Here is a 16264-nt window from a genome sequence, read left to right as displayed (position 1 = left end):
CGTCGCCACCGGTGGGATTGGGGACAAATGGATACGCAGCACGAGCTGACGCTCGACCGGGTCCGCGCCGACATCGGTGCCGCGGTCGGCGACACCGACGCGCTCGACGCCTCGGACGGCGACCTCATCGCCTGCGGCCTCGACTCGCTGAAGGTGATGCGGCTGGCCAGCCGGTGGCGGGCGGCCGGAGTGGACGTCAAGTACGCCGAACTCATGGAACGGCCGACGCTCGCGGGCTGGATGGACCTGCTCACCGCACGCCAGGCGCCCGCACCCGCCACCGCCGCTCCCGCCGCCGCGTCCGGTGCCCCGGCGGACGACCCCGGAGAGCCGTTCGACCTCGCCCCGATGCAGTACGCCTACTGGGTCGGCCGGCACGAACAGCTCGTGTTGGGCGGCGTGGCCACCCACTTCTACGCCGAGTTCGACGGCGCCGCGATCGACACCGCCCGGCTCGACGCCGCCACCCGGGCGCTCATCGCCCGCCACGACATGCTGCGCGTGACGATCCTCGACGACGGCCGGCAGCGGGTCGCCGACTCCTCGCCGTGGTCCGGCGCCACCGTCCACGACCTGCGCGACCTCGACGGGCCGGCGGTCACCGCGCGGCTGGCGGAGATCCGCGACCGCCTCTCGCACCGGCGCTTCGACATCGCCCGGGGCGAGGTCTTCGACCTGGGCGTCTCGGTGCTGCCCGGCGGCGCCAGCCGGCTGCACCTCAACATCGACATGATCGTCGCGGACGCGCTGAGCTTCCGGATCATCCTCAACGACCTGGCCGAGCTGTACGCCGACCCGGACGCCGCGCTGCCGCCGATCCGCTACAGCTACCGCCGGTACCTCGCCGAGCGCCGCGCCGCACCGGCCCGGGGACGGGAGGCGGCCGTCGCCTACTGGCGCGAACGCCTGCCGGAGATGCCCGCCGCGCCGCAGGTGCCGCTGGCGACCGCGCCCGAGCGCCTGGCGGTCCACCGGGTGGTCCGGCGCTTCCACCGTCTCGACGCGGCCTGGCGCGAACGCCTCGACGAGCGGGCCCGGACGCACGGTGTCACGTCGTCGATGGTGTTCGCCGCCGCCTTCACCGAGGTGCTGTCCGCGTGGAGCGCCGAGCCCGACTTCCTGCTCAACGTGCCGCTGTTCGACCGGGATCCGCTGCACCCGGACGTGGCGCACCTGGTCGGCGACTTCACCAACCTGCTGATCGTGGCCGTGCACACCGGGGAGGGCACCTTCCTCGACGCCTGCCGCCGGCTGCAGGACCGCGTCCGCGCCGACGCCCTGCACAGCGACTTCTCCGGCCTGGAGGTGCTGCGCGCGCTCTCCGCCGAACGCGGCGCGCAGGCGCTCGCGCCGGTGGTGTTCACCAGCGCGCTCGGCCTCGGCGAGCTGTTCAGCCGCAAGGTTCGCGACTGCTTCGGCGACGCCGGCTGGAACATCTCCCAGGCCCCGCAGGTCTGGCTGGACCACCAGGTCACCGAGGACGACGGCGGGCTGCTGCTCAACTGGGACGCCGTCGACGGCCTGATCCCCGCCGACGTGCTCGACGACATGTTCGCCGCGTACCTATGGCTGCTCGACCGGATCGTCACCGACCCGGTGGCCTGGACCGAGCCGGTGCCGAGCCTGCTGCCGGAGGCCGCCGCCCGCCGCCGGGCGGCGCCGAACGACACCGCCGGCCCGCAGCGACGGACCACGCTCACCGAGGGGTTCCTGGCGCACGCCGCCGCCGAACCGGACCGGATCGCGCTCGTCGCCGCCGGGGGCGGGGTGCGCTACGGCGACCTCGCCGAGCGGGCCGGGCGGATCGCCGGCCGGCTCGTCGCCGCCGGGCTGGACCCGGGCGACACGGTCGCGGTGACCCTGCCGAAGGGGCCGGCGCAGATCGAGGCGGTGCTCGGCGTGCTGTGCGCCGGCGGCGTCTTCGCCCCGGTCGGCGTCGACCTGCCGCCGGTGCGCCGCGCCGCGATCCACCGGGCCGCCGGGGTGCGGATCGTGCTCACCGACACGGCCACCCGGGACCAGCCGATCTGGAGTCACGGGCTGCCGGTGCTCGCCGTCGAGGAGGCCGCCGACGCGCCGCCGCTCGCCGAACTCCGGCCGGCCGGGCCCGACGACCTGGCGTACGTCATCCACACGTCCGGCTCGACGGGCGGCCCGAAGTGCGTGGAGATGACGCACCGGGCGGCGATGAACACCATCGAGGACATCGGCGACAGGTGGGGCATCGGCCCGGACGACCGGGGGCTCGCGCTGTCCGCGCTGGACCACGACTGGTCGGTGTACGACATCTTCGCGTTCCTCACCGCCGGCGCCGCGCTGGTCTGCGTCGACGACACCGCCCGCCGCGACGCCGAGCACTGGCTCGACCTGGTCCGCCGCCACCGCGTCACGGTGTGGACGTCGGTACCGGCGCTGCTGGACATGCTGCTCGTGGCGGCCGAGGGCGAAGCGGCGGAGCAGGCCGGCGACCTGCCGTTGCGGCTGGCCCTCGTCGGCGGCGACTGGGTGGGGCTCGACCTGTACGACCGGCTCACCGCGCGGGCGCCCGGCGCCCGCCTGGTCGCGCTCGGCGGCGCCACCGAGGTCGGCATCCACTCGACCTGGCACGAGGTGACCGAGGTGCCGGCGCACTGGCGGTCGGTGCCGTACGGCGCCCCGCTGCGTAACCAGCTCACCCGCGTGGCCGACGGGCTCGGCCGGGACCGGCCCGACCTCGTGCCCGGCGAGCTGTGGCTCGGCGGCGTCGGTGTCGGGCCGGGCTACCGGGGCGACCCGGAACGCACCGCCGCGCGGTTCGTCGAGCGGGACGGGCAGCGCTGGTACCGCACCGGTGACCTGGCCCGTTTCCACCCCGACGGGCGCCTGGAGTTCCTCGGCCGCCTCGACGGCCAGGTGAAGATCCTGGGACACCGGCTCGACCTCGGCGACGTGGAGGCGGCGCTGCGCGAGCACCCGGGCGTGGCTCGCGCGGTCGCGCTGACCGTACCCGGCGAGGCCGGACCGCGGCTGGTCGCCGCGGTGACCCCGGCGGCCGGCGTGCCCGTCGGCGCGCAGACGCTGCGGGCGTACGCCGGGGAGCGGCTGCCGCCGTACATGGTGCCGCACCGCGTCGACGTGCTGGACGCGCTGCCGCTCACCGCGAACGCGAAGATCGACCGGACCGCGCTCGCCGCCCGGTTCACCGACGACACCCGGCCCGCAGCCGAGGCGCCGGGCCGGCTGACCGGTCCGGCCGAACTCGCCGTCGCGGCCGTCTGGGCCGACCTGCTCGGCCGGCCTGCCGTCGGCCCCGACGACAGCTTCTTCGCCCTCGGCGGCAACAGCCTGCTCGCCACCCGCCTGGTCACCGCCGTGCGGGCGGCCGGTTTCCCGGGCGCGCGCCTGTCCACGCTGTTCGCCGCGCCGACGCTCCGGGCGTTCGTGGACCGGCTCGGCGGGGCGTCCGCGCCGGTCGCCCCGGCCGCGCCCGCCACTGCCGTGCCGGTCGCGGCCCACCCCGAGCGACGGTACGAGCCGTTCGACGCCACCGAGGTCCAGCGCGCCTACTGGCTGGGCCGGCGTCCCGAGTTCACCCTCGGCGGCGTCGGCTCGCACTGGTACTGGGAGTTCGAGGGCGAGCAGGTCGACCTGGAGCGGTTCGAGGAGGCGTTCAACCGCGTCGTCGCCCGGCACGACATGCTGCGCGCCGTCTTCGACGACGACGCCCGGCAGCGGGTGCTGCCCGAGGTGCCGCGCTACCGGATCACGGTCACCGACGTCGGCGGTGACGCGTACCCGATCGCGGTCGAGCGGATGCGCGACGACCTCGCCCACCTGGTGCACGACCCGGCCGCCTGGCCGATGTTCGCGGTCCGCGCGGTCCGCTCGGCGGACCGCACCCGCATCGGCCTCAGCCTCGACTTCCTGGTCCTCGACGCGCTCAGCATCATGATCGTGCTGGCCGACCTGGCCGAGCTGTACGCCGATCCGGCGGCCGCCCTGCCCGAACTGGGGATCACCTTCCGCGACTGCGTGGTGGCCGGGGATCCCGACCCGCAGCGCCGCGAGGCCGCCCGGCGCTACTGGGTCGAACGGCTGCCGCACCTGCCGCCCGGCCCGCGGCTCCCGCTGGCCCGCGACCCCCGCCAGGTCGACCGGCCCCGCTTCACCCGGCGGGAGGGACGCCTGAACGACCAGGCGTGGTCGCGCCTGGTCGCGCGGGCCGCCGAGCACGGCGTGACCCCGTCCACTGTGGTCGCCGCCGCGTTCGCGGCCGTCCTCGGGCGGTGGAGCGCCACGCCGGACTTCACGCTGAACCTCACGCTGTTCGACCGGCCCGCCACCCACCCCGACATCCCCCGCATCGTCGGTGACTTCACCTCGCTGCTGCTGGTCGCGAACACGCCCGAACCGGGGGAGAGCTTCGCCGCCGCCGTCCGCCGGCTCCAGGGCCGCGTCTGGGCCGACATCGAGCACAGCTCCTTCTCCGGCATCGCGGTCCTGCAGGAACTGGCCCGGCACACCGGCTCGGCGGAGGTCGCCATGCCTGTGGTGTTCACCAGCACCATCGGCGTCAGCGCCGCCACCGATCGCCCGTTCGGCCTGACCACCCCGTTCGGCCGGTACGTCACCGGCCTGTCCCAGACCCCGCAGGTGTGGCTCGACCACCAGGTCACCGAGCACGAGGGCGGGCTGCTGTTCAACTGGGACGCGGTCGAGGAGCTGTTCGCGCCGGGCGTGCTCGACGCGATGTTCGACGCGTACCGCGCGTTGCTGCGCCACCTCGCCACCGCCGGCTGGGACCGGCCCGCGCCGGTGCCGCTGCCGGCCGGGCAGGCGCAGGTGCGGGCCCGGGTCAACGACACCGGCGCACCGGTCACCGACCGGCTGCTGCACGCCGGGTTCGCCGCCGTCGCCCGCGACGACCCCGGCCGTACCGCACTGGCCTGGGGCGACGGCGCGACGCTGAGCTACGGCGAACTCGCCCGGCGGGCCCGCCGCGTCGCCGGCGCGCTCGTCGCCGCCGGCGTGCGGCCCGGCGACAACGTGGCCGTCTCCCTGCCCCGGGGACCGGACCAGGTCGCCGCGGTGCTCGGCGTCCTGCACGCCGGCGCCGCGTACGTCCCGGTCGCCGCCGACCAGCCCGAGCTGCGCCGGGAGCGGATCCACCGGGGCGCCGGGATCCGGGTCGCGCTCACCGGGTCGGCGGTGCCCGACGGCGTGACCGTGCTGCCGATGGCGCGGGCGCTGGCCGCCGCCGAACTCGCCGAACCGGTCACCGTCACGCCCGACCAGCCCGCGTACGTCATCTTCACCTCCGGCTCCACCGGCGAGCCCAAGGGCGTGGTGACCGCGCACGGCGCCGCCTGGAACACGGTCGACGACATCAGCACGCGCTTCGGCGTCGGCCCCGGCGACCGGGTGCTGGCGGTCAGCGCCCTCGACTTCGACCTGTCCGTCTACGACCTGTTCGGCGTCCTCGCGGCAGGCGGGACCGTGGTGCTCACCGCCGAGGACGAGCGCGCCGACCCGGCCGCCTGGCTGCGCCTGGCCGACACCCACCGGGTCACCGTCTGGAACTCGGCCCCGGCGCTGCTGGACATGCTGCTCACCATGGCGGGCGACCGGCCGCCGCTGCCGCTGCGCCTGGCCCTGGTCTCCGGCGACTGGGTCGGGCTGGACCTGCGGCGGCGCCTCGACGCGGTGACCGCCGGCTGCCGGCTGATCGCCCTCGGCGGCGCCACCGAGGCGGCCATCTGGTCCAACGCGTTCGAGGTGACCGAGGTGCCCCCGGAGTGGACGTCGGTCCCGTACGGCTTCCCGCTGCGCGGCCAGCGCTACCGGGTCGCCGACCCGGCCGGCGCGGACCGGCCCGACTGGGTGCCGGGTGAGCTGTGGATCGGCGGGGCGGGCGTCGCGCTCGGCTACCACGGCGACGAACGCCGCACCGCCCAGCGGTTCGTCCGCCACGACGGCGGCCGCTGGTATCGCACCGGCGACCTGGGCCGCTACTGGCCGGACGGCACACTGGAGTTCCTCGGCCGCGCCGACCACCAGGTGAAGATCCGCGGCCATCGGGTCGAACTGGGCGAGGTCGAGGCGGCCCTGGAGAGTCACCCGGCGGTGACCCGGGCGGTGGCTGTGGCTCCCGGGGGACGGCAGCGCCGGCTGCTCGCGGCGGTGGTCGCACCCGGCGGCGTCGATCCCGGCGACCTGCGCGCGCACCTGGCCCGCCGGCTGCCCGAGCACATGGTGCCGACCCGCGTCGAACACCTCGCCGAGCTGCCGCTGACCGGCAACGGCAAGGTCGACCGGGCACGCGTCGAGGCGATCGTCGACCGGCCCGACCACACCGGCGGGGAACGGATCAGCGACCCGGTCGAGGAGGCGGTGGCGCAGCTCTGGACCGACCTGCTCGGCCAGCCGGTCACCGGCCGCCGGGAGAGCTTCTTCGCGCTCGGCGGCAACAGCCTGCTCGCCACCCGGCTGGTGGCCGCGTCCCGGGCCCGGTTCGGGGTCGAGTTGTCGCTGCGTCAACTGCTCACCGCGCCGACGGTCGCCGAGCAGGCCGCCCTCGTCGCCGCCCAGTCCACCGTGGAACTCGCCGTCGAGGAGGGTGTGCTGTGACCGCAGCGCTGCGTGCCGACGCCGCCGCGATCCTGGCCGAGCTGGAGGCCGCCGGCGTCCGGCTGTGGGCCGAGGACGCCCGGCTGCGTTTCCGCGCGCCGCAGGGCGTGCTGACCGAGGAACGGCGGGCCCGGCTGCTCGCCGCCAAACCCGAGCTGCTCGCGTACCTCGCCGAGGCCGAGTCGGGACGCATCGAGCCCGAACCGGCGGCCCGCCACGAGCCGTTCCCGCTCACCGACATCCAGGCCGCGTACCTGATGGGCCGGCGCACCGTGTTCGCGTACGGCGGGGTCGGCTGTCACGCCTACGGCGAGGTGCGGCTGCGCGACCTGGACCCGGAGCGGGTACGCGACGCCTGGCAGGCGCTGGTGGACCGGCACGACATGCTGCGGGCGGTGATCGACGCGAACGGCTCGCAGCGCGTCCTGGCCGAGGTGCCGCCGGTCCGGGTCGCCGCCACCGACCTGCGCGGGCGCCCCGCCGAGGAGGTCGAGGCGCACGTCGCGGCCGTCCGGGCCGCCATGGACCACCGGGTCTACGAACCGCACGAGTGGCCGCTGTTCGACCTGGCGGTGACCCGCGCCGACGACGGCGCGCTGCTGCACGTCTCGATCGATTTCCTGATCGCCGACTTCGTCAGCATCCAGCTGCTGCTCACCGAGTTCCAGGAGCACTACACCGACCCGGATCTGGTCCGGCCGCCGCTCGACGTCACGTTCCGCGACTACCTGGCCGCCGAGCGGCGGCTGCGCGGCACCCGCCGCTACGAGCGGGCCCAGGCGTACTGGTTCGACCGGATCGACACCCTGCCGGCCGCGCCGGACCTGCCGGTCCTCGGCGACCAGTCCGCCGGCGACCCGGTCCGGTTCCGGCGTCACGAGTTGCGTCTCGACGGCGCCGGGTACGCCGCGCTGCGCGAGGCCGCCGCCGCGCACGGGCTCAGCCCGACCGCCGCCGTCCTCACCGCGTACGCCGAGGTGATCGGCCGGTGGAGCCGGCGGCGGCGGTTCGTGCTGAACCTGACCATGCTCAACCGGCTGCCGCTGCACCCGCAGGTGGACCGGCTGGTCGGCGACTTCACCTCGGCCGTGCTGCTGGAGGTCGACGGCGCCGAGGGGACCACGCTCGCCGAACGCGGTGGCGCCCTGCAACGCCGGCTCTGGCAGGACCTCGACCACCGGCTGGTCGGCGGCGTCACGGTGCTGCGGGAGCTGGCCCGCCGCCGGGGCGCCGACGCCGCGCTCATGCCCGTGGTGTTCACCAGCGCGCTCGGTCTCGGCGACACCACCGCGCCCGGGCCGGAGGCGGGAGAGACCGGCTACGGCATCAGCCAGACCCCGCAGGTGTGGATCGACTGCCAGGCGCTGGAACGCGGCGACGGCCTCGAACTGCACTGGGACGTCCGGCAGGGGGTGTTCCCGGACGGTGTCGCGGAGGACATGTTCGCCGCGTTCGGCGACCTGGTACGGCGGCTGGCCGGCGACGCGCCGCCCTGGTCGCAGCCGTCCCCGGTGGACCTGCCGGAACGGCAGCGCCGCCGCCGCGCCGAGGTCAACGACACCGCGGCGCCGCTGTCCGGGCGGCTGCTGCACAGCGGCGTGGTCGAGCAGTGCCGGCGCACCCCGGACCGCCCGGCGGTGCTGTCCGGGGAGCGCACGCTCACGTACGGCGAGCTGCTCGGCCGGGCCGGCGCGGTGGCGGCGGCGCTGCGCGAGCGCGGCTGCGTGCCCGGCGACATCGTCGCCATCGTCATGCACACCGGCTGGGAGCAGCCGGTCGCGGCGCTCGGCGCGCTGCTGGCCGGCGGCGTCTACCTGCCGATCGACACCCGCAGCCCAAGGGCGCGCCGCGACGCGCTGCTGTCCGGCGCCGGCGCGCGGCACGTGCTGGCCACCGCCGCCACCGCCGACGGTCTCGACGCCCCGATCCTGGTCGAGCGGCTGGACCCGGTCGAGCCCGACGAGCGGCTGCTGACGCCCGTCGTCGGCCCGGCGGACCTGGCCTACGTCATCTACACGTCCGGCTCGACCGGCACGCCCAAGGGCGTGATGATCGACCACCGGGGCGCGGTCAACACCGTCGAGGACGTCAACGCCCGCTTCGGCGTCGGGCCGGACGACCGGGTGCTGGCCCTGGCCAGCCTCGCCTTCGACCTGTCCGTGTACGACCTGTTCGGCCCGCTGGCCGTCGGCGGCGCGCTGGTGCTGCCCGACCACGACCGGCGCGCCGACCCGTCGCACTGGGTCGACACGATGCTGCTGCACAGCGTCACGCTGTGGAACTCGGTCCCGGCGCAGATGCAGATGCTCGCCGACTACCTGACCGTGGAGGCCGGCGTCGACCTGCCGTCGCTGCGGCTGGCGCTGCTCAGCGGCGACTGGATCCCGGTCACCCTGCCGGACCAGATCCGCGGTCGGCTGCCCGGGCTGCGGCTGGTCAGTCTCGGCGGCGCGACGGAGGCGTCGATCTGGTCGATCCACCACCCGATCGAGGCGGTCCCGCCGCACTGGCGCAGCATCCCGTACGGCACGCCGCTGACCAACCAGACGTTCCACGTGCTCGACGAGGCCGGCCGCGACTGCCCGGACTGGACGGTGGGGGAGCTGTACATCGGCGGCGTGGGCGTCGCGGCCGGCTACCTCGGCGACCCGGAGCAGACCGCCCGCCGGTTCAGCGTGCACGAGCCCGGCGGCGAGCGCCGGTACCGCACCGGCGACCTCGGCCGCTACCGGCCCGACGGCGTCATCGAGTTCCTCGGCCGGGAGGACGACCAGGTCAAGATCCGCGGCCACCGGATCGAACTGGCCGAGGTCGAGGCGGCGATGCAGTCGCATCCGGCGGTCGGTGCCGCCGTCGCGTTCGTGGAGGGCGAGCCGCCGCTGGACCGGCGCCTCGCCGCCGTGGTCGAGACCGCACACCGGGAGCCGGACCGGGAGGCCGCCGTCCGCGACACCGCCCGGCTCCTCGACGGCGCCCGGCGCCGGCTCGCCGAGGTACGCCGGGAGATGGACGCCGACGCCGCAGTCGCGTTCGCCCGCGAACTGGACCGCACCGCGCTGCTGGCGATGGTGACCACGCTGCGCGGCGCGGGCCTGTTCCACACCGCCGGGTCGGCGCACACGCTGCCGGAGGTGCTCGACGCCGCCCGCGTCGCCCCGAAGCATCACCGGCTGGTCCGGCGCTGGGTCAAGGGCCTGATCGCGGGCGGCATGATGCGCCGCGACGGCGACCGGCTCACCGGCGTACCGCCCGTGACCGCCGACGACGTGGCGGCGGCCTGGGCGCGGGTCGACGAGCTGCTGCCCGGTGGCGGGCACCGGCCCGAACTGGTGGAGTACTTCCGCGCCGCCACCACCCGGCTGCCCGAGCTGCTGCGCGACGACGCCGACCCGATCCAGTTGCTGTTCCCCGAGGGGCGGCTGGACATCCAGGAGTCGGCCTACCAGGGCAACTTCCTCAGCGACACGGTCAACCGGCTGGTCGTCGAGGCGATGTGCACGCTCGCCGCCGACTTCCCGGCCGGGCGGCCGATGCAGGTGCTGGAGGTGGGGGCCGGGGTGGGCGGCACCAGCATCGACCTGATCCCGGCGCTCGCCGCCCACCCGGTGCGCTACCTGTTCACCGACGTCTCCACCTTCTTCCTCAACGCCGCGCAGGAACGCTTCGCCGCGTACCCCTGGGTCGGCTACGGCATCTACGACCTGAACGCCGACTACCGGGCGCAGGGCCTGGAGTCCAACGCGTTCGACGTGATCCTCTGCGCCAACGTGCTGCACTACGCCCGCCACGCCGGCCGGGCCCTGGCACGGTTCAGGGAGATGCTGCGCCCCGGCGGCTGGCTGGTCTTCATCGAGACGACCCGGGACAACTACCAGATCCTCACCTCGATGGAGTTCCTGTTCGACGCCACCGCCGGCGACTTCGAGGACGTACGGGCCGGACAGGACGAGACGTTCATCTCCCGGCCGCAGTGGCAGGCGCTGCTCAGCGAGGCCGGCGCCTCCACTGTGGTCTGCCTGTCCGACGAGGACGAGGCCCTGGACCGGATCGGCATGCACGTGTTCGCGGTGCGGTTCAAGGCCGACCGCGTGCCGGTCACCCCGGCCGAGATCACCGCGCACCTGGGCGAGCGGCTGCCCGGCTACATGGTGCCGGGCACGATCGGGGTGGTCGACGCGCTGCCGCTGACCGGCAACGGCAAGGTCGACCGGGCCGCCCTGCCGGCGCTGCTGCGGGCACCGGAGCTGGGCGGGGCCGCGCCGGTGTCGGCGGAGCCGTCCGGCGAGGTCGAGATCGCGCTGGCGAAGGCGTGGGCGGAGGTGCTGGGCGTGCCCACCGTCGGCCGCGACCACACCATCTTCCAGCTCGGCGGCGACTCGCTGCTGGCGGCGCAGCTCGTCGCCCGGATCCGCGAGTCGGTGCCGGCGGCCGCCGACGCCTTCTTCGACCAGATGCTGCGCGACCTGCTGGAGGGGTGCACGCTCGCCGAACTCGCGGCCGGTCTCGGCGCCGGTTCCGCCGCCGAGCCCCGGTCCGGTGGTGAGACCGGGCCGGGCGGGCCGGTGGCACTGGTCGGCCTGGACGGTCCGGGGCCGGACGTGCTCGTGCACGACGGCACCGGCGGGCTCCCCCCGGTCGCCGGTGACCTCGCCGCCGCCGGGTCCGGCCTGGTGGTGACCGCGCCGCAGACGTACCTCGGCCTGGACCCGGCGGTGCTCGTCGACTGGCACGCCTCCGCCTGCGCCGACGTGCTGGCCGGGACCGCGCCGCTCGCGCTGGCCGGGCGGGACTTCGGCGCCCTGCTCGCGGTCGAGGTGGCCCGGCGCCGGCTGGAGCAGGGCGGCGAGGTCAGCCGGCTGGTCGCCGTCGTCACCGAGCCGTTCACCCCGGACCTGCGCGACGACCTGCTCGTCGAGTACGCCTTCGCCAGGGCCCTCGGCGTGGCGCCGCCGGACGTCGGGCTGCCCGCCGAGGCGGACCTGGCACGTGCCGTCGAGGCGGCCGGTGGCGGCGTGCTGCCGCCGGGCCGGCTCACCTATCCGCCGGCCGGGCAGGAGGCCCCCGGCGTGACCGACGTGCTGCTGCGGCAGACCGAACGCCCGGCCGGCGAGCGGCTCGCCGCTATCGCCGGGCGGGCCGGGCTGACCGGGGCCGAGACCGAGCGGCGGTACGAGATGTTCCGGCACAGCCTCGACGCGGCGGCCCGGCACCGCGCCGAGCCGTACGCCGGGGACGTCACGCTCGTGCTCGCGTTCGACGGTGAGCGCTGGCCGTCGGCGGCGGAGGCGATCCCGGCCCGCTGGCGCGACCTGTGCCTCGGCGCGGTCGACGTGCGGTGGTCGCGGTGACCGCCGGCCCGGTCGCCGTGGTCGGCGGGTACGGCGCGGTGGGCAGCGCCGCCGCCGCCCGGCTGCACCGCGACGGCGTCGGCCCGCTGCGCGTCGGCGGCCGGAACCCCGACCGGGCCGCGGCGCTGGTCCGCGACCGGCTCGGCGGCGCCGGGGAGGCGGTCGCTGTCGACGTGTACGACAGGGACTCGCTGGCCCGCTTCTGCGCCGGCTGCCGGCTCGTCGTCTGCGCGGGCGGCGCGTCGCACCAGGTGCTCGACCGGGTGGCGGTGGCCGCTCTGGCCGCCGGCGCGGACTACGTGGACGCCGGCGGGGACGAGCCGTTGTACGACCGCCTCGCCGGGCGCGACCTCGCCGCGCAGGGCCGGATCGCGCTCGTCACCGCCGGGATGATGCCGGGACTCAGCGGGCTGCTGCCCCGCTGGCTGGCGGCGCGGGGCGTGACCCGGCCCCGGCGCCTGGTCGCCCACCTCGGCGTGATGGACAGGCTCACCCCGGCCGGCGCGGTCGACTACCTGCTCAGCCTGCACGACCGCGAGCGGGAGTCGCGCGCCGTGTGGATCGGCGGCCGGCCGGTCGCCCGCGCCGCCGAACCACAGGTGGACGCGCTGGTGCCGTTCTTCCCCAACCCGGTCGGCGTGCACCCGTACCTCGGCTACGAGGCGCGCCGGCTCGGCGCCGGACTCGGCCTGGACGAGGTCCGCTGGAACTCCGTCTTCGACGGCGGCGCCGCGATGATGGCCACGCTGGGCCGCCTCCAGGGGGCGATGGCCGGGCAGAGCGACCTGAGCCGGGCCGCCGCCGAGCTGGCCCGCGCCGCCGACCTGGACATGTTCTCGCGCCGCCCGTACCAGCTGATGCTGCTGGAGCTGTCCGGCGCGGACGCCGCGGGCGACCCGGTCACCCGGACCGTGCTGGCCCGCTCGACCGACACGTCCGCCCTCACCGGCACGGTCCTGGCACTGGCCGCGCGGCAGGTGCTGGACGGGCTGGTGAAGCCGGGGACGCACTTCGCGGCCGAGGGCCTGCACCCGGAGCGGCTGGTCGAGGCGCTGCTGCGCACCGGCGCGCTCACCGCGTTCGAGACGTTCGACGTGCCCGCCGCCGAGGCGGCGTCGGCGGTCGAGGAGGGCGCGTTGTGACCCGCCCCCGGGTGGTCGTCGCCGGCACCGGGTTCGGCCGGGTCTACCTGGCCGGCGTCGCCGACCCGGCGTTCCCGTTCGAGCTGGCCGGCGTGCTCGCCCGTGGCAGCGACCGGTCCCGGGCCTGCGCCGAACGCTACGGCGTGCCGCTGTGGACCCGGGTGGCGGACCTGCCCGGCGACGTGGACGTGGCCTGCGTGGTGGTCGGTTCCGCGCCCACCGGCGGGCCCGGCGCCCGGCTCGCGGTCGAGCTGATGCGCCGCCGCGTGCACGTCCTCCAGGAGCATCCGGTGCACCCGGGGGAGCTGGCGGAGTGCCTGCGCCAGGCCCGCGCCTCCGGGGTGCGGTACCGGCTCAACAGCCACCACGTCCACGTGGCCGCGGTACGCCGTTTCATCGCCGCGGTACGCGACCTCGCGGCCCGGCAGGAACTGCTGTTCGTCGACGCGGCCACCAGCGTGCAGGTGCTCTACACGCTGTTCGACGTGCTCGGCGAGGCGCTGCCCCGGCTGCGTCCGTGGACGTTCGCCCCGCCGGTCACGCCGCCCGGCGTACCGGCGGCCGAGGCGCCGTTCCACAGCCTCGCCGGCGTGCTCGGCGGCGTGCCGGTCACGCTGCGGGTGCAGCACCACCTCGACCCGCGCGAGCCGGACAACCACGCCCACCTGTGGCACCGGATCACCGTCGGCACCGAGGGCGGCACGCTGACGCTGGTCAGCAGCAACGGGCCGGTGCTGTGGTGCCCCCGGCCGCACCTGCCGCCGACGGACCGGATGGCCGGGTTCGACGAGCTGGCCGACGCGCACCTGAGCTACGGCGTCGCGGAGCCGGTCGGTCCGGCGACCGCGCCGACGTTCGCGGAGGTCTTCACACGACAGTGGCCGGCGGCGGTCCAGGCCGCCCTGACGGGATTGTGGGACGCGGTGACCGACGGCGAGGATCCGATGACCAGGGGCCAGTACCATCTCACGCTCGGCCGGCTCACCCAGGACGTGCTCGATCTGCTCGGGCCGATGCACCTGGTCCGGCGGGACACCCCCACGGTGCTGTCCGCGCGGCACCTGTCCGCGGGACCGGAGGCGGCATGACCCCGCTGACCCGCTGCCTCCAGCGGTACGCCGCGCCCGCCGCGCCGGCCACGCGGCTCGTCTGCTTCCCGCACGCCGGGGGCGGGGCGAGCGGCTTCCGGCAGTGGGCCGGACACCTGCCCGGCGGGGTGGAACTGCTGGCCGTGCAGTACCCGGGCCGGGAGGAGCGCATCGGCGAGCCGCCCGCCACCGACCTGTGCCGCCTCGCCGCCGAGGTGGCGCACGCGCTCGCCGGCCTCGACCCGGCGCCCACCGTCCTGTTCGGGCACAGCCTCGGCGCGGCGGTCGCGTTCGAGACCGCCCGCCGCCTGCCGTCGCCGGTGCTGCTGGTGGTGTCCGGCCGGCAGGCGCCGGTGGACCCGGGCCGCTCGGTGCACCTGATGAGCGGCGACGAGCTGTGGCAGGACGTCGCCCGCTCCGGCGGCACCCGGCAGGAGGTGCTCGACAGCGACGAGTTGCGGGCGCTGCTGCTGCCGGTGCTGCGGGCCGACTACCGGCTCAGCGAGACCTACCGGCCGGCGCCACTGCCGCTGCTGACCTGCCCGGTGCTGGCCTGCTCCGGCGACCGCGATCCGGAGGTCGACCCGGCCGCCCTGGACGGCTGGCGGTCGGTGACCACCGGGGCGTTCACCGCCCGGCTGTTCCCCGGCGACCACTTCTACCTGGTGCCGCAGCGGGGCGCGCTGATCGCCGAGGTGCTGCGTACCGCGTGGGCGCTGCCCGCCGCCGCGGCCTGGCCGTCGACGCCGTGACCAGCGAGGCGCTCACCGGCGCGCCGGACACCGGCACGACCGACCGGATCGCGGCGCTGTCCGCCGTCGCTGCCGCCGGGGGCGAGGGGTTCGCCCGGCTGGCCGCCGCCGACCCGGCGCTCGTCGCACTCGCCCACCGGCAGCGGGAGCGGCGGTGCCGGCAGCTCAACCTGGTCGCGGCGGCCAGCCCGACGCTGCCGGCCGTGCTGGCCGCCGGTGCGCTGGGCTTCGGCGCCGTCACCGCCGAGGGATACCCCGGTCAGCGCTACCACTCCGGCGCCGAGACCGTCGACGCGGTGGAACGGCTCGCCCGGGCCCGCGCCGAGCTGCTGTTCGGCGCGGCGCACGCGAACGTGCAGCCGGCGTCCGGCTCGGCGGCGAACCTGGCCGTGCTCTACGGGCTGCTCGGGCCGGACGACACCGTGCTGTCGCTGGAGCTGAGCCACGGCGGGCACCTGTCGCACGTCTCCGGCGCGGCGAGCGTCTCCCGCCGGGTGCGGGCCCGGCACTACCGGGTCGGCCCGGACGGACTGGTGGACACCGACGCGGTGGCCGCGCTGGTCCGCGAGGTCCGGCCCCGGCTGCTCATCTGCGGCGGCTCGGCCTGCCCCCGGGCGGTCGACTTCGCCGCGTTCCGCCGCGCCGCGGACGAGACCGGCGCGCTGCTGATGGCCGACGTCAGCCACGTCAGCGGCCTGGTCGCCACCGGGCTGCACCCGTCGCCGTTCGACCACTGCGACGTGGTGACCACCTCCACGTACAAGCAGTTGCGCGGCCCCCGGGGCGGGCTGGCCCTGCTCGGCGCCCGGTCCCGGATCCGCGCCGCCGACCTGGACCGGGCGGTGTTCCCCGGCTTCCAGGGCACGCCCGACTTCGGTGCCATCGCCGGCAAGGCGGTCGCGCTGCGCCACGCGGCCCGGCCGGCGTTCGCCGCCGCGATGGGCCGGGTGGTGCGTTACGCCGGGCTGCTCGCCGACGCCCTCACCGGCCGGGGCGTACCGGTGCTCACCGGCGGCACCGACACCCACATGGTGCTCGTCGACCTGCGGCACGCCCCGGTGTCCGGCCGGTACGTCTGCGACGTGCTGGAGGCGCACGGCGTGCTCGCCAACCGCAATCCGGTGCCGGACGACCCGCGGCCGGTCGGGCAGACCAGCGGGCTGCGGTTCGGCACCAACGACCTGGCGTTCCGGGACGTCGGCGACGACCTGGTGACGACCGTCGTGGCGGCCGTCGCCGGTGCGGTGGCGGAGCTGGCCGAGACCGGCGACCAGGCGCGCTGCCCGTCCCTGGCCGTGCTGCCGGGCCTGGTCGCCGAGGTCGCGTCG

Annotated in this window: 5 protein-coding genes and 1 pseudogene; all 6 read left to right on the top strand. The window is 76.1% G+C overall.

Features of this window, described 5'->3' with window-relative positions; all coding sequences use genetic code 11:
- The first annotated feature begins 27 nt into the window (after window positions 1-27).
- Window positions 28-6606 (top strand): non-ribosomal peptide synthetase, encoded by a 6579-nt coding sequence (locus tag OC439_RS18480; protein WP_262014503.1) that lies wholly within the window; start codon window positions 28-30, stop codon window positions 6604-6606.
- Entirely contained in the window at window positions 6603-11954 is a 5352-nt protein-coding gene (locus OC439_RS18475; protein ID WP_262014502.1) for a non-ribosomal peptide synthetase, read from the top strand. The genes OC439_RS18480 and OC439_RS18475 overlap by 4 nt, the downstream gene beginning before the upstream one ends.
- Complete coding sequence (locus tag OC439_RS18470) at window positions 11951-13096, top strand: saccharopine dehydrogenase NADP-binding domain-containing protein (protein ID WP_262014501.1); 1146 nt, start codon at window positions 11951-11953, stop codon at window positions 13094-13096. The genes OC439_RS18475 and OC439_RS18470 overlap by 4 nt, the downstream gene beginning before the upstream one ends.
- Window positions 13093-14184 carry a Gfo/Idh/MocA family oxidoreductase gene (locus OC439_RS18465; protein WP_262014500.1) on the top strand — a complete coding sequence of 364 codons (1092 nt, stop codon included), beginning with the start codon at window positions 13093-13095 and terminating at the stop codon, window positions 14182-14184. Before OC439_RS18470 ends, OC439_RS18465 begins: the two co-directional genes overlap by 4 nt.
- Window positions 14181-14936 (top strand): thioesterase II family protein, encoded by a 756-nt coding sequence (locus tag OC439_RS18460; RefSeq protein WP_262014499.1) that lies wholly within the window; start codon window positions 14181-14183, stop codon window positions 14934-14936. The genes OC439_RS18465 and OC439_RS18460 overlap by 4 nt, the downstream gene beginning before the upstream one ends.
- Window positions 14894-16189, top strand: a pseudogene (gene glyA / locus OC439_RS18455) (serine hydroxymethyltransferase); the annotation flags it as partial. The gene OC439_RS18460 and the pseudogene glyA, both read left to right, overlap by 43 nt.
- Between the last annotated feature and the right edge of the window lie 75 nt (window positions 16190-16264).

The organism is Micromonospora sp. Mcm103, from assembly GCF_024519755.1.
Classification (GTDB): domain Bacteria; phylum Actinomycetota; class Actinomycetes; order Mycobacteriales; family Micromonosporaceae; genus Micromonospora; species Micromonospora aurantiaca.
This window is presented reverse-complemented; position numbering and strand designations above follow the sequence as displayed.